Annotated in this window: 20 protein-coding genes and 3 pseudogenes; 11 read left to right on the top strand and 12 right to left on the bottom strand. The window is 69.1% G+C overall.

What is annotated here, in order from left to right:
• The first annotated feature begins 27 nt into the window (after positions 1-27).
• Positions 28-222, top strand: a complete 195-nt coding sequence (locus J7024_RS32035; protein ID WP_014900862.1) for a YqaE/Pmp3 family membrane protein — start codon at positions 28-30, stop codon at positions 220-222.
• A gap of 35 nt (positions 223-257) precedes the next feature.
• Here the strand turns inward: J7024_RS32035 and J7024_RS32030 are convergent, their stop codons facing one another.
• Positions 258-1163, bottom strand: coding sequence for a LysR substrate-binding domain-containing protein (locus J7024_RS32030; RefSeq protein WP_233410047.1), 906 nt, complete (start codon positions 1161-1163; stop codon positions 258-260).
• 98 nt (positions 1164-1261) lie between these two features.
• On the opposite strand from J7024_RS32030, the gene J7024_RS32025 reads away from it, so the two are divergent.
• Complete coding sequence (locus J7024_RS32025) at positions 1262-1936, top strand: hypothetical protein (RefSeq protein WP_233410046.1); 675 nt, start codon at positions 1262-1264, stop codon at positions 1934-1936.
• A gap of 91 nt (positions 1937-2027) precedes the next feature.
• Here the strand turns inward: J7024_RS32025 and J7024_RS32020 are convergent, their stop codons facing one another.
• The 3 genes from J7024_RS32020 to J7024_RS32010 are packed head-to-tail and all read right to left on the bottom strand — an operon-like array spanning position 2028 to position 4628.
• Complete coding sequence (locus J7024_RS32020) at positions 2028-2207, bottom strand: hypothetical protein (RefSeq protein WP_124826671.1); 180 nt, start codon at positions 2205-2207, stop codon at positions 2028-2030.
• A complete protein-coding gene (gene cydB, locus J7024_RS32015) occupies positions 2179-3186 on the bottom strand; it encodes a cytochrome d ubiquinol oxidase subunit II (protein WP_175750619.1) in 1008 nt (335 codons plus the stop codon). Before cydB ends, J7024_RS32020 begins: the two co-directional genes overlap by 29 nt.
• 29 nt (positions 3187-3215) lie before the next feature.
• Complete coding sequence (locus J7024_RS32010; RefSeq protein ID WP_234745801.1) at positions 3216-4628, bottom strand: cytochrome ubiquinol oxidase subunit I; 1413 nt, start codon at positions 4626-4628, stop codon at positions 3216-3218.
• A gap of 523 nt (positions 4629-5151) precedes the next feature.
• On the opposite strand from J7024_RS32010, the gene J7024_RS32005 reads away from it, so the two are divergent.
• From J7024_RS32005 to ltaE, 3 genes and pseudogenes are all read left to right on the top strand, one after another.
• Complete coding sequence (locus tag J7024_RS32005; protein WP_124826668.1) at positions 5152-5478, top strand: hypothetical protein; 327 nt, start codon at positions 5152-5154, stop codon at positions 5476-5478.
• Positions 5479-5524: 46 nt separating this feature from the next.
• Positions 5525-5824 (top strand): annotated as a pseudogene (locus tag J7024_RS32000) (hypothetical protein); the annotation flags it as partial.
• Positions 5825-6037: 213 nt separating this feature from the next.
• Positions 6038-7051, top strand: a complete 1014-nt coding sequence (gene ltaE, locus J7024_RS31995; RefSeq protein WP_124826667.1) for a low-specificity L-threonine aldolase — start codon at positions 6038-6040, stop codon at positions 7049-7051.
• 45 nt (positions 7052-7096) lie between these two features.
• Here ltaE and J7024_RS31990 read toward each other — a convergent pair whose 3' ends face one another.
• Positions 7097-8005 (bottom strand): HTH-type transcriptional regulator ArgP, encoded by a 909-nt coding sequence (locus J7024_RS31990; RefSeq protein WP_175760779.1) that lies wholly within the window; start codon positions 8003-8005, stop codon positions 7097-7099.
• 180 nt (positions 8006-8185) lie between these two features.
• Between J7024_RS31990 and J7024_RS31985 the strand changes: the two genes are divergently transcribed.
• A complete protein-coding gene (locus J7024_RS31985; protein WP_124826665.1) occupies positions 8186-9256 on the top strand; it encodes a rhodanese-like domain-containing protein in 1071 nt (356 codons plus the stop codon).
• A 128-nt stretch (positions 9257-9384) separates the two neighbouring features.
• Positions 9385-10044 (top strand): glutathione S-transferase family protein, encoded by a 660-nt coding sequence (locus J7024_RS31980; RefSeq protein ID WP_124826664.1) that lies wholly within the window; start codon positions 9385-9387, stop codon positions 10042-10044.
• Between the two features lie 161 nt (positions 10045-10205).
• On the opposite strand, the gene J7024_RS31975 is transcribed toward J7024_RS31980, so the two are convergent.
• Positions 10206-11447, bottom strand: a complete 1242-nt coding sequence (locus J7024_RS31975) for an MFS transporter (RefSeq protein WP_175750620.1) — start codon at positions 11445-11447, stop codon at positions 10206-10208.
• A gap of 100 nt (positions 11448-11547) precedes the next feature.
• Between J7024_RS31975 and J7024_RS31970 the strand changes: the two genes are divergently transcribed.
• Positions 11548-12531 carry a LysR family transcriptional regulator gene (locus J7024_RS31970; RefSeq protein WP_124826662.1) on the top strand — a complete coding sequence of 328 codons (984 nt, stop codon included), beginning with the start codon at positions 11548-11550 and terminating at the stop codon, positions 12529-12531.
• 25 nt (positions 12532-12556) lie between these two features.
• Here J7024_RS31970 and J7024_RS31965 read toward each other — a convergent pair whose 3' ends face one another.
• The 4 genes and pseudogenes from J7024_RS31965 to J7024_RS31950 all read right to left on the bottom strand — a co-directional run.
• Positions 12557-13195, bottom strand: coding sequence for a 2-hydroxychromene-2-carboxylate isomerase (locus J7024_RS31965; RefSeq protein ID WP_124826661.1), 639 nt, complete (start codon positions 13193-13195; stop codon positions 12557-12559).
• Positions 13196-13392: 197 nt separating this feature from the next.
• On the bottom strand, positions 13393-13869 hold the full coding sequence (locus J7024_RS31960) for an SRPBCC family protein (RefSeq protein ID WP_124826660.1): 477 nt from the start codon (positions 13867-13869) through the stop codon (positions 13393-13395).
• Between the two features lie 119 nt (positions 13870-13988).
• Positions 13989-14150 (bottom strand): annotated as a pseudogene (locus J7024_RS31955) (polyketide cyclase); the annotation flags it as partial.
• Positions 14146-14439, bottom strand: a pseudogene (locus J7024_RS31950) (ArsR/SmtB family transcription factor); the annotation flags it as partial. The pseudogenes J7024_RS31950 and J7024_RS31955, both read right to left, overlap by 5 nt.
• Positions 14440-14634: 195 nt before the next feature.
• Between J7024_RS31950 and J7024_RS31945 the strand changes: the two are divergent.
• The gene (locus tag J7024_RS31945; protein WP_234745800.1) at positions 14635-15165 is read left to right on the top strand and encodes a GNAT family N-acetyltransferase; all 531 of its coding nucleotides are present in this window, start codon (positions 14635-14637) and stop codon (positions 15163-15165) included.
• A gap of 75 nt (positions 15166-15240) precedes the next feature.
• Positions 15241-16026 carry a YhfC family intramembrane metalloprotease gene (locus tag J7024_RS31940; protein WP_175750621.1) on the top strand — a complete coding sequence of 262 codons (786 nt, stop codon included), beginning with the start codon at positions 15241-15243 and terminating at the stop codon, positions 16024-16026.
• A 94-nt stretch (positions 16027-16120) separates the two neighbouring features.
• On the opposite strand, the gene J7024_RS31935 is transcribed toward J7024_RS31940, so the two are convergent.
• Positions 16121-17038 carry a DMT family transporter gene (locus tag J7024_RS31935; RefSeq protein ID WP_175750622.1) on the bottom strand — a complete coding sequence of 306 codons (918 nt, stop codon included), beginning with the start codon at positions 17036-17038 and terminating at the stop codon, positions 16121-16123.
• A gap of 293 nt (positions 17039-17331) precedes the next feature.
• On the opposite strand from J7024_RS31935, the gene J7024_RS31930 reads away from it, so the two are divergent.
• The gene (locus tag J7024_RS31930; protein WP_124826657.1) at positions 17332-17910 is read left to right on the top strand and encodes a hypothetical protein; all 579 of its coding nucleotides are present in this window, start codon (positions 17332-17334) and stop codon (positions 17908-17910) included.
• Between the two features lie 47 nt (positions 17911-17957).
• Here J7024_RS31930 and J7024_RS31925 read toward each other — a convergent pair whose 3' ends face one another.
• The gene (locus J7024_RS31925; RefSeq protein ID WP_124826656.1) at positions 17958-18542 is read right to left on the bottom strand and encodes a TetR/AcrR family transcriptional regulator; all 585 of its coding nucleotides are present in this window, start codon (positions 18540-18542) and stop codon (positions 17958-17960) included.
• Positions 18543-18781 lie beyond the last annotated feature (239 nt).

The raw sequence follows: 18781 nt of genomic DNA, 5'->3' as shown, positions 1-18781 counted from the left end.
TTCAACGACGCACCGAGAGGATCGTTCATGCGCCTGCTGCTCGCCTTGCTGTTGCCGTGGTTCCAGTTCTTCACGATCGGCCGGCCGATCGCCGGGATCATCTGCCTGATCCTGCAACTCACGATCATCGGCTGGCTGCCGGCCGCGATCTGGTCGGTGTATGCGCTGAGCCAGTACAAGACCGATCGCAAGATCGAAGCGGCGCTGCGCGAGCGGCGCTGACACCGGCGGCGGCAGGCGACACCTCCTGCCGCCGGCTACTGCGGCGGCGGCCCTTCGAGCGCCTCGGCCCGCGCGAACAGCCAGTCGACGAACGTGCGCAGCGCGGGATGGCCGTCGTCGCGCGACAGGCAATGAAACGGCGGCCCTTCGAGGTGCACTTCCGGAAACAGCGCGACGAGCCGGCCGTTCGCGAGATCGTCGCGAATGACCGCCCGCGGCGCGAGGCATACGCCGAGCCCGCTCGCGGCTGCCTTGACCATCAGAAAGAACTCGCGATAGAACGGCCCGCGCAGCGTTTCGGTGACGTCGCTGCCGGCCCGGTGGAACCAGTACTGCCACGCCTGCGGCAGCCCCGCGTAATGGAGCAGCGGGGCGCTGCGCAGGTCTGCCGGCGCGCGCGCCTGTTCGAGCACCGGGTGGCCGGGCGCGCACACGGGCACCGCGACGGTCGAGAGCAGCGGGCGCGACACGAAGCCCTTGCGGCGCAGCTCCGGTGTGTAGCGGCGGATCACGACGTCGCACGTTTCGTCGATGCGATCGTGCTCGGCGTCGGCGCTCGTGACGAGTTGCACGTCGATGTCCGGATGCGCGGCATGGAACAACGCCAGTTGCGGCAGCAACCATCCATGCGAGAACGACACGGATGCATTGATCCGGACCGGCCGGCCGTCCATCGGTTCGAACATTTGCCCGGTCGCCTGCGCGAGCCGCGCGAGGCACCCCGCGACGTCGACGAGGTAATGCCGTGCGCGCGGCGTGAGCCGCAGCGAACGCCCGTCGCGTTCGAACAGCTTCTGCCCGAAGAACGATTCGAGCACGCGGATCTGCTGCGCGATCGCGCTCTGGGTCACGTTCAGTTCCTCGGCGGCGAGGGTGAGGCTTTGCAGGCGGCCGGCAGCTTCGAAGCTGCGCAGCGCGTTCAGGGGCGGCAAGCGGCGCATCGGATGATCGCGAAGAAAAGCTACACAGTGGGTCAAAAAATGTCGTTTGTCTCGTTCGGGGCGCATCCCTATCATGGCGCCGACAGGAGAATGACCCGATGACGATCATAGCGCCGCGCGATGTGCTGGAACCCGGACGTGACGACTTGTGCGGCGCGACGCCGTATCGCATGCAGTGTGCATTCGCGTGCCGACGCGGCACGCGGGCGCTCGCTGCCGCGAGCCTGGTCGCGATGCTGGCCGGCTGCGCGCAGCAGCCGCCCGAAGAGCGCCAGACCGGCAGCGGCGGATCGCTGGTGCGCTACAGTTCCAGCCAGACCGAAATCGACCTGACGGACAGCGAACAGCAGACGCTGCGCATGATGACGGATCGCCGCTATGCGGGTGCGACGCAGGCGCGCGCGCTCGACGCGGCAGCGGGCGTGCTGCGCGCGCAGGGCTATGCGCCGGTGACGGTCGATCGCGATGCGGGGCTGATCGAAGGCGGACGCAGCGACACGCTGATTCCGAAGTGGCGGCAACTGCTGCGCGGCGCGCTGAAGACGCGTGCCGGATGGCTGCCGGCGAAGCCCGATCACGAGCGCGTGGCGGCGGTCGTGACGGTCCGCCCGGCGCGCGATGCGCGCGGCGCGATCGTTCGGGCGCGGTTCGATCGCACGGTGTGGGACAGCGCAGGCGATTCGCGCACGAAGACCGTCGTCGAGCCCGACTACTACCGGACCTACTTCGGCGAACTGGACAAGGTGCTGTGCACGACGTCGTGCACGCAATGACAGGCGCGCATGCGCCGTGGCGGGGAGCGTGGAGGGAGGGCCGGGGCGGCCACCCGGCGGCGAACGATTGCCGTCGGGCGTGGCGCGCGGCCTACTTCACCGCAAACAGCGTCAGGTTCATGAAGATCTTGAACGCATAGCCGAGCGTGACGGCGCCGAGCACGCCGCCCGCCCACAGGACGATGAACCACATCCAGCCGCGCATTTTCGGGCGCGGGGCGCCGGGCTGGCCGGCGGTGGAATCAGTGGTGGTAGTAATGCTGGTCTTCATGGCGCACCTTGCCTCGGAATACCCAGTAACCCATCGTCGTGTAGGCGATGATGATCGGGAGGATAACCGCTGCGCCGACCAGCGTGAAGGTCTGGCTCGAACGCGGCGCGGCCGCTTCCCAGATCGTCATCGTCTGCGGAATCGCATACGGGAACAGCGTGACGAGCAGGCCGACGTAACCGAGCAGCACGAGCGCCAGCGCGAGCACGAACGGCGTCATGTCGTGCCGGTCGCGCACCGCCCGGCGCATCCACACCGCGCACCCGGCGACCAGGAACGGCACCGGCAGCAGGCGCCAGAACAGCCCTGAATCGAACCAGCGCTGCGCGATGGCCGGATCCTGCAGCGGCGTCCACAGGCTGATCACCGCGATGAAGCCGAGCAGCACGACCGTCAGCGGCCACACCACGCGATGCAGGCGGCGCTGCACGTCGCCTTCGGTCTTCGCGACGAGCCAGCAGCAGCCGAGCAGCGCATACGTGACGATCAGGCCGAGGCCCGTCAGCAGGCTGAACGGCGTGAGCCAGTCGAACGCGCCGCCGGCGTACACGCCGTTCTTCACGTCGATGCCCTGCAGGAACGCGCCGAGCGCGATTCCCTGGAACAGCGTCGCACCGGCCGAGCCGCCGATGAACGCGAGATCCCACAGCTGTTTCGTTCGGCGCGCCTTCGCGCGGATCTCGAACGACACGCCGCGGAAGATCAGGCACACGAGCATGAAGATCAGCGGCAGGTACAGCGCCGACAGCACCGTCGAATAGACGATCGGGAACACGGCGTACAGTCCGGCGCCGCCCAGCACGAGCCACGTTTCGTTGCCGTCCCACACCGGCGCGACGGTGTTCATCATCAGGTCGCGTTCCTTCTCGTCCGGGAAGAACGGGAAGACGATGCCGATGCCGAGGTCGAAGCCGTCGAGCACGACGTACATGAAGAGCCCCAGTGCGATGATCGCGGCCCAGATTACGGTGACGTCCATAGGTTTTCTCGTATGCGGAATGGGTGGGCTCAGACGGTCTCGATCAGCTCGTCGACGGCCGACATCGGGCGGCGCGCGGTGTGATCGGGGCGCGTGTCGGGCGTATCGTCGTGCGGCGCATCGGGCAGCGCGGGGCCGGCCTTCATCAGCTTCAGCATGTAGTACACGCCGGTGCCGAACACGAGGAAGTACACGATCACGAACGTCATCATCGACAGGCTGACCTGCTGCACCGACAGCGGCGACGCGGCCTGCGCGGTGCGCATCACGCCATACACGACCCACGGCTGGCGGCCTGCTTCGGTCGTGACCCAGCCCGCGAGCAGCGACACGAAACCGGTCGGGCCCATCCCGAGCGCGAAGCGCTGGAATCCCTTCGATTCATACAGGCGGCCGCGGCGGCGCAGCAGCCACGCGAGCGCGGCCAGGCCGATCATCGCGAAGCCGAGGCCGACCATGATCCGGAAGCTCCAGAACACGATCGTCGAGTTCGGGCGGTCCTGCGGCGGGAAATCCTTCAGCCCGCGGATCTCGCCGTCCCAGCTGTGCGTGAGGATCAGGCTGCCGAGGTGCGGCACCTTCACCGCGTAGCGCGTGGTTTCCGCCTTCATGTCCGGAATGCCGAACAGGTTGAGCGCGGTGCCGCCCTTCTCGGTGTCCCACAGCCCCTCGATAGCGGCGATCTTCGCGGGCTGGTGCTTCAGCGTGTTGATGCCGTGCTGGTCGCCGACCACGGCCTGCAGCGGCGCGAGCACGAGCAGCAGCCACAGCGCCATCGAGAACATCTTCTTCACGCCCTTGTCGCGGCGGCCCTTCAGCAGGTGCCATGCGCCGGTCGCTGCCACCACCAGCGCGGCGACGATGAACGCGGCGATCGCCATGTGGAACAGGCGGTACGGGAACGACGGGTTGAAGATGATCGCGAACCAGTCGGTCGGCACGACGCGGCCGTCGACGATCTCGAAGCCCTGCGGCGTCTGCATCCAGCTGTTCGACGCGAGGATCCAGAACGTCGAGATCAGCGTGCCGATCGCGACCATCAGCGTCGCGCCGAAGTGCGCGCGCGGGCTCACGCGATTCCAGCCGAACAGCATGATGCCGAGGAAGCCGGCTTCGAGGAAGAACGCGGTCATCACCTCGTACATCAGCAGCGGGCCGGTGACGGAGCCGGCGAAGCTCGAGAAGCCCGACCAGTTGGTGCCGAACTGATAGCTCATCACGACGCCGGAGACGACGCCCATCCCGAACGCGACCGCGAAGATCTTCGACCAGAACAGGCATAGCGTCTTGTAGTACTGCTTGCCGGTCTTCAGCCAGCGATATTCGAGCACGGCGATGAAGCTGGCGAGACCGATGCTCAGCGCCGGGAAGACGATGTGAAAGGAGACGGTGAACGCGAATTGCAGGCGGGCCAGATCGAGGGCCGAAAATGCGGTGTCCATACCAGTTGACCGAGGCTGACGATACCCGACGGCGGGTGCCGTCGGACCCCGGCCGACGGGGCATCGGGGTTGGCTGGAGTATGGATCGCGATGTTGCGTCGCGAAATGTGCCAACTCGTCGCAGATGTCCAGCCGGCTGCGGGCGATTTCGGGATAAATCGTTGATTCGTATCAAGAACGCGGTGCGCGGCGTGCGCCGCCGCGGCGTGGCGGTCTGCCGCACGTGCGTCAATATGGCGCGTCGCATCATCGGAACGATGCGACGTGTCCGCCACGCTGCGCGCAACGGGCCGCACGCGGCCGGTGCGGGCCTTCGGTCTGTTCAGATCCGCGCGGATCCGTTTCCACGCATTAGCGTGTAACGTACGACGGCGTGCCGGCGGGCCTTCGCGCCCGCGTCTGTCACACGGGTAACGTCGCGCAACAATCGCGTGCGCGCCGGTAATGGATGCCGGATCGCGCTCGGCGTAGCGTTCGAAGTATCGGGTTCGTATCGACGAACCGTCCTGCCGGAGAACGTGACGTGAATGGATTGAAGCTCGCGCTGGGCGCGGCCGCCGCGGTGGCCGTCGCGACGGGCGGCGTGGCGCATGCCGCCCGGGTCGGGGTCTATGTCGGCCCCGGTTACCCGTATTACTACCCCGTCGTTCCGGCGCCGTATTACTACCCGCCGCCCGTCGTCGCGGTGCCCGTCGATCCCGGCCCGCCGCCCGAGTACGTCGAGAAGGATCAGCCGCAGGTGGGCGGCGACGCGAACCTCTGGTACTACTGCGACGCGTCGCGGCATTACTACCCGTATGTGAAGACCTGCAAGTCGGGCTGGCGATCGGTGCCGGCGCGGCCGCAATGATGGAGGCCCGACGATGAACCAGGCAATTCGATCCCTGCGTGTGCCGGCCGCGCTGCCGAGCGCGCTCGGCGCGGCGGCCGGTGCGGCGTTCAACGGCGGCACCGGCGCCGCGGTCGGCGCGGGTGCCGGGCTGCTCGCGGGCAGCGTCGTGGGCGCGGGCGCCGCGCAAGGATCAGCGTACGACATCCAGCGCCGCTACGACTACGCGTACCTGCAGTGCATGTACGCATCCGGCAACCGCGTACCGGTGCCGGGCGGGATGAGCGGCGGATACGGCGGGAGCGCGCAGCCCTCGGCGCCGCCGATGCCGCCGGCGGGCATCCAGCCGCCGCCGCCGCGTTATTGACGACACCGCCTCGCCCTGGCCGGCCGTGCCGGCGCGGGGCGCGTCGCGGCGGTCGTGGTCGTGGTCGTCCCGTTCGTCGGCGGAGCGCGCTTGCATCGTCGCTGCGCGGCCCGACCCCATCGGCACGCGCCGCGCGAATTGCGTACACTCTGAGTCTCGTTTCGGCAGGGCCGGGCGCATCGGTTCCGGTCCGCGTTCACTCAGGGCACGAATATGATCGACTTACGCAGCGATACCGTGACACGTCCGAGCCAGGCGATGCTGGCCGCGATGACTGCCGCCGAAGTCGGCGACGACGTATGGGGCGACGACCCGACCGTGCTGCGCCTGCAGGCGGCTACGGCCGAGCGGGCGGGCAAGGAGGCCGGCCTGTTTTTCCCGAGCGGCACGCAGAGCAACCTGGCCGCGCTGATGGCCCATTGCGAACGCGGCGACGAATACATCGTCGGCCAGCTCGCACACACCTACAAGTACGAAGGCGGCGGCGCGGCGGTGCTCGGCAGCATCCAGCCGCAGCCGATCGAGAATGCCCCCGACGGTACGCTGCCGCTCGCGAAGATCGCCGCGGCGATCAAGCCGCTCGACAATCACTTTGCGCGCACGCGCCTGCTCGCGCTCGAAAACACGATCGGCGGCCAGGTGTTGCCCGAAGGCTACGTGCAGGAAGCCGTGGCGTTCGCGCGCAGCCGCGGGCTGGCCGCGCACCTCGACGGCGCGCGCGTGTGCAATGCGGCCGTCGCGTCGGGTCGTCCGATCGCCGGGCTGTGCGCGCCGTTCGATACCGTGTCGATCTGTTTCTCGAAAGGTCTCGGTGCGCCGGTCGGTTCGGTGCTGGTCGGCAATCGCGCGCTGGTCGAGCGCGCACAGCGCTGGCGCAAGGTGCTGGGCGGCGGGATGCGGCAGTCGGGCATTCTCGCGGCGGCCTGCCTGTATGCGCTAGACCACAACGTCGAGCGGCTCGCCGACGATCACGCGAACGCCGCGCATCTCGCGCAGGGCCTCGCGCGCATCGAGCAGGTGAAGGTGCTGTCGCACGCGACGAACATGGTGTTCGCGCAATTCCCCGAAGCCGACTGCGCGCCGCTCGAGGCGTGGCTCAAGGAGCGCGGGATCCTCACGCAGATGCTGTACGCGTCGCGCTTCGTCACGCACTGCGACGTGTCGCGCGCGGACATCGATACGTTCGTCGACGCGGTCGGCGCGTATTTCGCGCAGCGGCGCGCGTAACGTCCCCGATGGTGCCGTGCACGACGCCCGGCACTTCGTTTCACTTCACTGCGGCAGCGGCGCGAGCAGCCGGCGCGCCGCTTCGACGACCCGCGCGGACAGCGACGCCATCGTCGGCGACTGCACGGTCCACGCATGCCAGTAAAGCGTGATGTCGGTCGGATGCGCGGGCGCGAGATCGACGAGCCCCTGCGCGTCGAGCGGTGTGCCGCCGATCAGCGGCTCCGGCACCATCGCATAGCCAAGCCCGTGCCGCACCGCCGCGAAATGCGCGTGCGTGCCCGGCACGTAGTGGCACGGATACGCGCCATCGGGCAACCCGAACTTTTCCTTCAGGAATGCAGACTGAAGCGTGTCGCGCCGCGAATACGCGACGACGGGCGCAGCGCGCGCGCTCGTGCGATTCAGGCCGCGTGGAAACCAGCGCGCCGCGAAGGCCGCGGCCGCGAGCAGCCGGTAGCGCATCGTGCCGAGCGGCGTCGCGACGCAGCCGCGCATCGGTTTCGGCTCGGTCGTCACGCAGCCGACGGCCATCCCGCTTTCGAGCAACGCGAACGTATGGTCCTGATCCTCGACGATCAGCTCGAACAGGATGCGCTCGCCCGCGAGCACGGACGTCAGCGCGGGCAGGAACCAGGTGCCGAGGCTATCGGAGTTCAGTGCGATCGTGACCGAGATCGGCGATTCGCGCTCGGTCGCGAGCGTGCTTTGCAGGTCCGCCTGCAACAGCGCGACGCGGCGCAGGTGCTGGAGCACGCGTTGCCCGGCCACCGTCGGCCGGCACGGCCGCGTGCGCAACACGAGCGGCGTGCCGAGGCTCGCCTCCAGCGCGCGGACCCGCTGCGTGACGGCGGACGCGGTCACGTGCAGGCGCACGGCGGCCTGCTCGAAGCTGCCGGTGTCGGCGACGGCCAGCAGTGCGGCGGCCTGCTTCGGATCGATCGTCATCGACATGTCGACGCAATTCCTGTGAACGTAAGACGAGAACAGCCGGTAGTGTAAGGCAGCATGCGCGACGACCCGGGCGGCGTGCGCGTTTTGAACTACCCTGTATGAACGCGCGCCCCGCGCGGCGGCGGCGCACACGGGGCCGGCCGCACAACCGCCACGCCCAGCCGACGGAGCCACTTCGCCATGATCTTCCGGCAACTCTTCGACCTGCAATCGTCGACTTATACCTACCTGCTCGCCGACCGCGGATCGCGCGAAGCGCTGCTCATCGACCCGGTGTTCGAGCAGGTGCGCCGCGATGCGGCGTTGCTCGACGAACTCGGGCTGAGGCTCGTCGCGACCATCGACACGCACGTGCATGCCGATCACGTGACGGGTGCGTGGCTGCTCAAGCAGCGCACCGGCAGCGCGATCGTGATCTCGGCCGCGAGCGGCGCGCAGGGCGCGGACCGCTACCTGAACGACGGGGACCGCTGCACGTTCGGCCCGCGTTACCTGACGGTGCGCGCGACGCCGGGCCACACGAGCGGCTGCATCAGCCTCGTACTCGACGACGAATCGATGGCGTTCACCGGCGACTGCCTGCTGATTCGCGGCACGGGCCGCACCGATTTCCAGCAGGGCGACCCGCACGCGCTGTATCGCGCGGTGCACGGCCGGCTCTTCACGTTGCCGGCGGCCTGCCTGCTGTATCCGGCGCACGACTATCGCGGGCTGACGGTGACGAGCGTCGGCGAGGAGCGGCGCTTCAATCCGCGCCTGGGCGGCGATCTCAGCGAAGACGATTTTGCCGGCTACATGCACAACCTCGGGCTCGCGCATCCGCGCCAGATCGACGTCGCGGTGCCCGCGAACCTGCAGTGCGGCGTCGCCGCGAACGCACCCGATGCGCAGCAGTCCGCCGACTGGGCGCCGCTCGTCTATACGTTCGCCGGGTTCTGGGAAATCGATCCGCAGTGGCTCGAGGATCATCTGCCGGCCGTGCAGATCGTCGACGTGCGCGAGCCGGACGAATTCGCCGGCCCGCTCGGCCACCTGCCCGGTGCGACGCCGATTCCGCTCGGCGAGCTGGCCGAGCGCACCGGCGAGCTCGCACGCGACCGGCCGATCGTGACCGTGTGCCGCGCCGGCGGCCGCTCCGCGCAGGCGACCGTGATCCTGCGGAAGGCGGGTTTCGATGCGGTGGCGAATCTCGGCGGCGGGATGCTGCGCTGGCGCGGCGAAGGGCGCGTCGTGAAGGACGGCCGGTCGTAGCGGTGCGATGTCGCGCGCCGGAGAAAAAAGATCGGAACGTTGTCGAATCGGGCGGGTGCCGTTCGTCGTCAAGGTATCCGATCACGTGGCGCTGCACGACGCGGCGCCGAAACCCGGGAGACCACGCGATGACGCCGACGCTTTACGCCCATCCCTTTTCGTCATATTGCCAGAAGGTGCTGACCGCGCTGTACGAGAACGGCACGCCGTTCGAATATCGCGTGCTTGCGCACGACGATCCGAAGCCGATGCAGGAATTGACCGCGCTCTGGCCGATGAAGCGCTTCCCGGTGCTCGTCGACGCGGGGCGCACCGTGGTCGAGGCCACCATCATCATCGAGTATCTCGGCCTCGCGCATCCGGGCCCCGTGCGCCTGCTGCCCGACGATCCGCGCGCGGCACTCGAGGTGCGCACGATGGATCGCTTCTTCGACAACTACGTGTCGACGCCGCAGCAGAAGGTGGTGTACGACGCGCTGCGGCCGGAGCACGAGCGTGACGTGCGCGGCGTTGCCGATGCACGGGCGATGCTCGACACGTCGTATGCGTGGCTCGACCGGAAGATGGCCGATCGCGAGTGGGCGGCCGGCGACCGCTTCAGCCTCGCCGACTGCGGCGCGGCACCGTTCCTGTTCTACGCGGACTGGACCCACCGGATCGATCCGTCGTTCGCGAACGTGATCGCGTATCGCAAGCGCTTGCTTGCGCGGCCGTCGTTTGCGCGGGCGGTCGACGAGGCGCGGCCGTATCGTTCGTTCTTTCCGCTCGGCGCGCCCGATCGCGACTGACCTGCGCGGCCGGGGGCGCGGCGATCGCAAACCTGGCATCGAACGATCGGATGCCGCTTGCGCGCCGCACGGATCCGACGCGCTGCGCCCGGCCGCGCAGCGTCGAACGAAAATGAAAAGAAAAGGCGGGCAAGCCCGCCTTTGGGTCGCGACGCCGGAAATCACCAGCGCCACATGCGCACGGCCAGCGCAGCGAGCGACGTCGTGACGGCCAGCACGATCACCGCATTCCAGCCCAGTTGCGCGAGCAACGAACTGCCGAGCGCGGCGCCGGCCGCCATCCCGATGAACATGCCGACGAACAACACCGCGTTGAGGCGGCTGCGCGACGCGGGATCGATCCGGTACACGATCGCCTGGTGCGCGATCAACGTTGCCTGCACGCCGAGATCGAAGCCGATCGTCGCGGCGGCGAGCAGCGCGAGTTGGGCATGCGGCGTCATCAGCGGCGCGGCGCCCATCGCGGCGAACGACACAGTCGCGATCGCGATGCCGATGCGCGTGACACGTTCGGGGCCGTGATGATCGGCGAGGCGTCCGGCGATCGGCGCAGCCAGCGCGCCGGCGGCCCCTGCGAGGCCGAATGTGCCGGCCGCCGCGCTGCCGAGGTGGAACGGCGCGCCGTGCAGCATCACGGCGAGCGTCGACCAGAACGCACTGAACCCGATGGCGAGCACCCCTTGCGCGAGCGCGGCGCGGCGCAGCGCCGGATGACGGCGCCACAGGTCCGCGAGCGACCCGATCAGCGCGCGGTACGACAGCTGCGTGGTCGGCGCGAAGCGCGGCAACCCGCGCGCGGCCACGGCGCCGATGACCGCGACGCTCGCGGCCGCGAGCGCGAACATCGCGCGCCAGCCGGCCGTCTCCGCCACGAACCCGGCGACGACGCGCGACAGCAGGATCCCGAGCAGCAGCCCCGTCATCACCGTGCCGACGATGCGGCCGCGATGCGTGTCGTGCGCGAGCGTCGCGGCGGCCGGCACGACGTCCTGCGCCATCGTCGCGGTCAGGCCGATCGCGAAGCTCGCGGCCAGCAGCAGCCCGAGCGACGGCGCGATCGCGGCGAGCAGCAGCGCGACGACCAGCGCGGCGGCCTTCGTCACGATCACGCGGCGCCGGTCGAAGCGGTCGCCGAGCGGCGCGAGCAGCAGGATGCCGAGCGCATAGCCGAGCTGCGTGAGCGTCGGCACGAAGCCGATCGCGCGCGCCGACGCGCCGAGATCGGAGCCGAGTGCGGCGAGCATCGGCTGGGCATAGTAGAGCGGCGCGACGCCGAGGCCGGCTGCCGCCGCTAACAGCAGCACGAGCCGGCGATCGGGCATCGATGCGGCGGCTGCATGGACCGCATGGGCCGGTGCATGGGCCGCGCGGGGCGCGGCATCGAGACGGGTCGGGGTGGACATGGCGTACATCCTTGTTGGGGTAACGGATGGACGCGAGTGTGCCGACCGGCGGCCGGCCATGGTAGTACCGCCCGGCGCAGATTTGTTATACGCTTGGCGCATGACCGAGAAAATCCCTGCTTCGCCTGCTGCTGGCGGGTCTGTGCGCATTCAGGCGGTGCCTGTCGACGGCGCGGGCTATCGTTTCGAGTTGATGGAAACCTTCGTACGCATAGTCGAGGCCGGCAGCCTGTCGGCCGCCGCCGCGCAACTGCACACGACCCAGCCGACCATCAGCCGGCGGCTCCAGGCGCTCGAACGCTCGCTCGGGGTCCGGCTGCTGCAGCGGACGACCCATACGATGCGGTTGACGGTCGACGGCGAGCGCTGTTTCACGCGCGCGAAGGAGCTGCTGACGAACTGGGCGGCGTTCGAGGCCGACCTGCGCGGCGCGCAGGAGGAGCCCGAAGGCCTGCTGCGGGTCGCGGTGCCGCATGCGTTCGGACAGGAGCGCTTCGTCGCGCCGCTCGCGCGGTTTCTGCGTGACTACCCGCGCGTATCGGTGGAGTGGCTGTTGCAGGACGAGGTGCGGGATTTCGTCGGCAGCGGGATCGACTGCGCGATCCAGGTCGGCGAGCCGACCGACCCGTCTGTCGTCGCGATCCGGCTGACCAAGGTGCCGCGCTTCGTGGTGGCCGCGCCGTCCGTGCTGAACGGCGCCGAGGTGCCCGCCGATCCCGACGCGCTTGCCGCGTTGCCGTGGCTCGCGCTGCGCACGTACTACCGGACCGAGCTGACGCTGACGCAAGCCGTCACGGGCGACACGCGGCGCATCGCGATTCGTCCGCGCATCACCACCGCGAATCTCTACGCGCTGCGCAGCGCTGCGCTGCTGGGTGTCGGCGCGTGCGTCGGTTCGTCGTGGATGCTGGCCGACCATCTCGCGCGCGGCGAACTCTTGCATCTCGCGCCCGAGTGGCAGGCCGCACCGTTGCCGGTCTACATCACCTACCCGCACGCGCAGTTCTATCCGTCGCGGCTCGTGCGCTTCGTCGCGATGATGCGCGAGGCCGTGCCTGCCCTCGTCGAAGGACGCGATGCGTGAGCGGCAGGTGCCGCCGCGCGCCCCGTCAGCCGCGCCGGATCCCTTCGGGCAATGCGCTGATGCGGCGCACTTCGGGCGAGTCGAGCCACGCGCGCGACGTCGCGCAGTCGACGAACATGTCGGTCGCGTCGTCGCCCCAGAACAGGTCGCCGTCGAGTTCGAAGGTCGGCACGCCGAACACGCCGTGTGCGATCGCCTGATCGGTGTTCGCGCGTAGTTCGTCCTTTACCGCCTGGGTTTCGACGGCCGTCACGCCTTCGGGAAAGCCGACCGCGTCGCACAGCGCGGCAAAGCCGTCCGGCGTCGAGACGTCGTTGCCGTCGCGCCAGATGTGCCGGAAGATCCGCCGGATCGCGTCGGGCGAGCCGCCCATCGCGATCGCGAGACGCAGCGGCCGGATCGGGTTGAACGGATGCGCGGGCGGCATCCGGAACGCGACGCCGAGCTTGTCCGCGCGGTATTGCGCATGCCGATAAGTGAAGGTGCGCTTCGCCGCGATCTCGGCCGGCGCTTTCTGGCCCCAGTGCGCGAGCAACGCGCCGAGCACGATCGGCTTCGGCTCGAACGCCACGGTGGACGGCAACGAGTCGAACCGTTCCTGCTGCAGATAGGCGAACGGGGAAACGAAATCGAAATACCAGGTGGCGGTGCGCGCGGCGTTCATCGCGTCGGTCTCCTCATGCGTGTTCGGATGGGGTGTGCGCGGGCGGGGCGGCGCACGTGAATGCGGGCCAGTGTCGCACGTGGCGGCGTTTTGCGCTGCCGCAAGGTCCGGTACGGGACCGGCGGCGCACATGATGACGCCGCGCCCGCTGCTGCCGCAGTCAGCATGCAGGCATTACCGCGTGACGCGAGCGCGCACTAACCCTTCTCGACCAGCGTCGCGAGCCTTGCTAGCGCCATCTGCCAGCCGGTTTCGTTGTCGGCGGCCGGCACGCCCGGCGGCACACCGTCGTGTACGGCGTCGACGCGCGTGCCGCCTGCTTCGTCGGACAGCGTGATCGTGATCGTCATGGCGCCGCGCAGCATCGGATCGTCGGTTTCGAACACGTCGATTTCGACGATCCGCTCGTCGGGCACGAGCGTCACGAAGCGGCCGTGATAGGTGTCGGTGTGTGCGGCGGTCTTGCCGGTGCCGCCCGACGATTCGTCGTAGCTCAGCGACACGCGCAGCGCGCCGCCTTCGCGTGCGTCGTAGGCGTGCACGCGGCACGTCATGCCGTCCGGCACTTTCCATTGTTCGACCGCGTGCGGGTCGAGCAGTGCGCGATAGACGCGCCCGCGCGGGGCGTTCAGGTGCCGGCTGACCCGGGTCGAATGCGTGTGCGTGTGCAGCATGTGGCCTCCCGCGGAGCGCGCGCGACGGTGCATGCTGGATACCGGCGTGTCGTCGTGCTTCCTTCAGGAATCCTAGGCGCGTGCGTGGCGGCATGCAATGGCCGCGCATGCGTATGCAATCAGCGCAAGGCGGTCGCGAATTCGTCGAGCTGCGTGATGCAGATGTTCCAGCCCTCGAAAAAGTCGAGCGCTTCGTGGCGCTCGCGCGTCGCCGCGTCCGGATGCATCACGCGTGCTTCGTAGCTGCAGCCGGCGTCGGCGGCGGCCTTCGTGATGATCGGAGCGTGTTTCCCACAGCGCGCGCCGGGCGGCGAGCCACCGCTCCGCTTCGGCCAGCCGGCTGCCGACCAGCTTGCAGGTGCGCGAGCGGCCGTCTTTCCGGGCCTGGACGAGGCCGCTGCGCTGGAGCACCGCAACGTGCTTCATGAACGACGGCCGCGCCATGTCGAACGGCGCGGCCAGTTCCGACACGGTCCGCCCGCCGCCGCCGAGTGCGTTGACGATCGCGCAGCGCGTCGGATCGGCGAGGGCGTGGAAGACGTCGTCGATGCCGGGGCGCAAGTTAGCCATGCGGCTAAGTATGGGCAATGCACGGAGAATTTTCGTCGCGTAGGATGATGGGGCGATAACACGCGCCGACCAGGCCGGGCGACGTGTTTCCGAACACCTGCCGCCGTTGCGCATGCACGACTGCGCAGCGGCATGCCTTTCGACCCGGGCGCACGCCGGCCGAACGCGTGCCCCGCCTGATATACCGGAGAGGGTATGACAGAACCCGTGACCGTTCGCCGTGTCGACGCGAGCGAAGCGAACGCCTGCATCGACGCGCTCGCCGACGTGCTGATCGATTGCGTCGAAGGCGGCGCGTCCGTCAGCTTCATGTTGCCGATCGCACGCGCGACGGCCGTCGCGTTCTGGACGCGCGTCGCCGACGGGGTCGCGAGCGGCGAGCGCATCCTGCTCGTCGCCGAGGACGCCGCCGGCCGGATCGTCGGCACCGTCCAGGTCGTGACCAGGCAGCCGGAGAACCAGCCGCATCGCGCGGACATCGCGAAGATGCTCGTGTCCCGTCATGCGCGCCGGCAGGGCATCGCCGCGCGTCTGATGGCGGCCGCAGACGACGCCGCGCGCGAGGCCGGCAAGACCGTGCTCGTGCTCGACACGGTGACGGGCGGCGATGCCGAACGCCTGTACGAGCGGGCCGGCTGGCAGCGCGTCGGCATCGTGCCGAACTACGCGCTGATGCCCGACGGCGCGCTGTGCGCGACCACGTATTTTCACAAGCAGCTCGTGTAGAGGCACCGGCCGATGCGGCCCCCGTGCACAGGGGCGCATCGGCATGCCTGACCACGTCGCGATCCAGCGCCCGCCATGCACGCTGTCACGCCGATTCTGCTGTTCGCCACGTTCGTCGCGGGTATCGCCGCGCTGATCGGACCGCCGCTGCTCGCGATCGCGTGGCGGCGCCGCACGCACGTGCCGATGCGTGCGTTCTGGTGCGGGATGCTGATCTTTTTCGTGTTCCAGCCGGTGCTGCGACTGTCGTGGCAGATTCCGCTGTTCCGCCGGCTCGGTCCCGATCCGGCCTGGCATTTGCCGATGCTTGTATTCGCGGCGTTCACGGCGGGGCTCTTCGAGGAGTGCGGGCGCTGGGTCGCGTTCCGCTACTTGCTGGCCGGTCGACGCGATCCGCGCACCGCCGTGATGTACGGGCTCGGACACGGCGGGCTCGAGGCGATGCTGCTCGTCGGCGTCGGCTTTCTCGCGCTCTGCGGCGGCTACCTGCTCGAGCGCGCCGGGGGTGTCGCGAGCACCGGCGTGCAATCGCTGATCGCGTCGCAGTTCTCCGGAATGACGCTCGCGTCACCGTTCCTGGCGCTGCTCGAACGCGTTAGCGCGCTCGCGGCGCATGTCGGGATGTCGCTGATCGTGTTGCAGACGTTCGTGCGCGGGACGAAGCGATGGCTGGCCTATGCGATCGCGATCCATTTCGGGATCGATCTCGTCGTCGTGCTGCTGTCGCGGCACTGGCATGTCGACTCGATACTGATCGAGGCAATCCTGCTCGTCTGCAGCCTCGCGATTCTGTGGGCAGGCATTCGCTGGAGTCGACGAGGATCGGGGGCCGATGCGACGGGCCGCGGGCGCGTGGCATGACGCGCGTCGTCGCATGCGGCCGCTGCCGGCCCCGATCTGCGACAGCGCGGCGCCGGCCCGGAGTGCATCGGCGACGCACGGGCCGCCTTCCGCGTCACCCGTTCGCGGCCGGCTTCGGCGACGCGACGGCGCGCGGTGCTCCCGACTGCCTCCGGCTCACGAGGCTCGCGATCATGCCGGCCGTGACGACCGCGATGCCGGCGAGCGCCGCGGCGTGCGGCCGTTCGCCGAGCAGCAGCGCCGCTTCGAGCGTGGCGAGCAGCGGCATCAGCGCGGCGAAGGTTGCGCCGATCGCCGGGCCCAGTGCAACGACGGCGCGGCTGAAGCAGTAGAGCGCCAGCACCGACATCAGCACGCCCTGGTAGATCGCCTGCGTGGCGATGGCCGCGACGGGCGCGTGCAATACGGCGTCGCCACGCGCGACGAGATAAAGCGGGCAGTAGAGTAGCGCGGAACCGACCGACACGATGGCCGTCGCATGCAGCGCACCGGCGGCCGCATGCTTCGTCGTGACGTTATAGACGGCCCACAGCAGGCCGCCGAGCACGAACAGCGCGAGCGCGAGCGGCCCGATCGCGCCGCTCAGTGCGTCGGATGTGGCCAGCGCCATCCCTGCCAGGATCGTGACGATGCCGGCGATCCGTGCGGCGGACAGCGTCTCGCGCGCGATCCACCGGCTGAGCACGGCCGTGAACGCGATCATGCTGCCGGGCGTCAGCGCGAAGTAGCCGACCGGCGCACGACTGAGCGCCGCCGCGACCGTGAGGATGTACGGCGCGCCGGCGCCGATCACCATCAGCACGATCGCCGAGGGGCGCAGCGAGCGGACGCCGCGACGCAGCACGACCGGCAGCAGCAGCGTGCCCGATACGGCGAAGCGGATGAACGCGATGTCGAACGCGTCGAGCGCGGCATGCGTGACGCCCAGCCGCGTGACGACCGGGAAGCCGCCCCAGATGAGCGCCGCGAGCAGTCCGTAGCCGATTCCGGTGAGCCATTCGTTGTGTTTCATGTGCGGTCCTTGCGGTGCGGCGGGTCGATGTGCGGCAAGGATGCGACGCTTCCGGTAATCCGTCCAATATATTATTCAGGCGAAATCAAGTCGAAAAACGTCTTAATAGTTGGGCGGAACGACAACCCGAGCGGGCAGCGATGCGACGTTCCGACGCCCGCTCCTGTCGCGCGTCACCGGCCGCGCCGCCCATGTGCAAGCCACGCGGCAAGAAAGGCCGGCCGGCGGCAGCGTGGCTCCGATATATTCGTGCTGCAACACTCCACCGGAACGCCAACGGAATGGCCGCCACGATGAAACGCTCCCACGTCGCTTTCGCCCTTACGGGGCTGCTGGTCGCGCTGCCGATCGCCGCTTGCGCGCTCGTCAAGCCGCTGCGCGTCGTCGTGCCGGCGCTGTTGCCCGGCGTGTCGTGTCCACGCGCGGACATCTGCATCGACGATCTCGCGAAGCTCGACGAGGCGCAGCAGCTCTATCGCGACGGCTACGCGCGCGCGGCGGCGGCGGTGGGCCCGTTTCGCGAGGCACCGCGCGTCGTGTTCTGCTCGACGCGCGCGTGTGCGGATGCTTTCGGCCTCGGCGAACGCGCGGCATTGACGCTCGGGGATTTCGGCGTGGCCGTGGCGCCGCGCGGCTGGCAGACCTACTTTCTCGCGCACGAGCTGATCCATCACCGGCAGGCCGAAGTGCTCGGCAACCTCGCAGTTGCGACCAAGCCACGCTGGCTGATCGAAGGGATGGCGTATTCGCTCAGCGAGGATCCGCGTCATCCGCTGAAGGAGCCGTTCGAGTCATGGCGCACGCAGTTCGAAACATGGCATGCGGCGCTCGGCCGGCAGCCGCTGTGGGATGCGGCGGGGGCGATCCAATAAGCGATGGCGACAGGAAGTAGCGGTAGCGCTCGAACGGCGCCGTGCCGCTATGCCGGCCCGGCCGGATCGCCGGGCTGTCCGACGAGCGCGCGGCGTGCCGCATCGAGAATCTCGTCGGCCAAGGCGGGATCGGTGCCGGCAACCGCCCGTGACAGCACCAGCGCACCGACCATCTGGCTGAAGACGGCGATCGCGTCGCCGCGCGCGTCGGCCGTGGCCGAGCCTTCCGTGGCTACCATGCGTTCCAGCCGGTCGAGATACGCGGCGACGCCGCGCGTGTAGCAAGCGCGCGCCGCGTCGGTCAGCCGCGGCGCATCGCCCGCGAAGCCCGACAGCGGGCAGCCGGCTTCGACGTTGTCCCGATGCGCGCCCGACAGGTACGCCGCCGCCTGTTTCGCGACGCTGCCGGCGTTCGGCGAATCGGCGCGATCCTGCATCGCCTTGTCCATCACGGCGGCGACCAGCGCGTCCTTCGACTTGAAATGGTTGTAGAAGCCGCCCTGCGTGAAGCCGGCTTCCTTCATCAATTCCGTCAACCCGACCGCGTCGACGCCGCGCACCCGGAACAGCCGCTCGGCGGCCGCGACGATCGCGTTGCGGTTGTCGGCAGCCTGTTGTCTCGAGACACCCATCGATCCTTCCCCCATTCCAGCAATTGCCGCGATTGAAAATCACAATGGCGATCACCATTGACGTACCGAAATCGTGCTGGCACTATGCATCGCAAAGACGATGGTGATCGACATTGAGATTAAGTGTAGCCGACTTCGCAGACGAAGCGAAGCAACCGGCTCGGCACGGACGGATGTCGGTCGGGGGCGGGGGTGCGGCGAGGCGCGGGTGGCGGGACGGCCCGCCGTCCGGTACCGGC

The sequence above is a fragment of the Burkholderia sp. WTPI3 genome (assembly GCF_021483755.1).
Taxonomy (GTDB): domain Bacteria; phylum Pseudomonadota; class Gammaproteobacteria; order Burkholderiales; family Burkholderiaceae; genus Burkholderia.
The sequence above is the reverse complement of the archived record's forward strand: the minus strand, read 5'-3'. Positions and strand labels throughout refer to the sequence as shown.

Bases quoted from the DNA above. Each gene is read 5' to 3' on its own strand.
- J7024_RS31935 (WP_175750622.1), bottom strand. From the start codon at position 17,038: ATGAAACACAACGAATGGCTCACCGGAATCGGCTACGGACTGCTCGCG.
- cydB (WP_175750619.1), bottom strand. From the start codon at position 3,186: ATGGACGTCACCGTAATCTGGGCCGCGATCATCGCACTGGGGCTCTTC.
- J7024_RS31930 (WP_124826657.1), top strand. From the start codon at position 17,332: ATGAAACGCTCCCACGTCGCTTTCGCCCTTACGGGGCTGCTGGTCGCG.
- J7024_RS32020 (WP_124826671.1), bottom strand. From the start codon at position 2,207: ATGAAGACCAGCATTACTACCACCACTGATTCCACCGCCGGCCAGCCC.
- J7024_RS31970 (WP_124826662.1), top strand. From the start codon at position 11,548: ATGACCGAGAAAATCCCTGCTTCGCCTGCTGCTGGCGGGTCTGTGCGC.
- J7024_RS31980 (WP_124826664.1), top strand. From the start codon at position 9,385: ATGACGCCGACGCTTTACGCCCATCCCTTTTCGTCATATTGCCAGAAG.
- J7024_RS32010 (WP_234745801.1), bottom strand. From the start codon at position 4,628: ATGGACACCGCATTTTCGGCCCTCGATCTGGCCCGCCTGCAATTCGCG.
- J7024_RS31940 (WP_175750621.1), top strand. From the start codon at position 15,241: ATGCACGCTGTCACGCCGATTCTGCTGTTCGCCACGTTCGTCGCGGGT.
- J7024_RS32025 (WP_233410046.1), top strand. From the start codon at position 1,262: ATGACGATCATAGCGCCGCGCGATGTGCTGGAACCCGGACGTGACGAC.
- J7024_RS31985 (WP_124826665.1), top strand. From the start codon at position 8,186: ATGATCTTCCGGCAACTCTTCGACCTGCAATCGTCGACTTATACCTAC.
- J7024_RS31960 (WP_124826660.1), bottom strand. From the start codon at position 13,869: ATGCTGCACACGCACACGCATTCGACCCGGGTCAGCCGGCACCTGAAC.
- J7024_RS32030 (WP_233410047.1), bottom strand. From the start codon at position 1,163: ATGCGCCGCTTGCCGCCCCTGAACGCGCTGCGCAGCTTCGAAGCTGCC.
- J7024_RS31975 (WP_175750620.1), bottom strand. From the start codon at position 11,447: ATGTCCACCCCGACCCGTCTCGATGCCGCGCCCCGCGCGGCCCATGCA.
- J7024_RS31945 (WP_234745800.1), top strand. From the start codon at position 14,635: ATGACAGAACCCGTGACCGTTCGCCGTGTCGACGCGAGCGAAGCGAAC.
- J7024_RS31925 (WP_124826656.1), bottom strand. From the start codon at position 18,542: ATGGGTGTCTCGAGACAACAGGCTGCCGACAACCGCAACGCGATCGTC.
- ltaE (WP_124826667.1), top strand. From the start codon at position 6,038: ATGATCGACTTACGCAGCGATACCGTGACACGTCCGAGCCAGGCGATG.
- J7024_RS31990 (WP_175760779.1), bottom strand. From the start codon at position 8,005: ATGTCGATGACGATCGATCCGAAGCAGGCCGCCGCACTGCTGGCCGTC.
- J7024_RS31965 (WP_124826661.1), bottom strand. From the start codon at position 13,195: ATGAACGCCGCGCGCACCGCCACCTGGTATTTCGATTTCGTTTCCCCG.
- J7024_RS32035 (WP_014900862.1), top strand. From the start codon at position 28: ATGCGCCTGCTGCTCGCCTTGCTGTTGCCGTGGTTCCAGTTCTTCACG.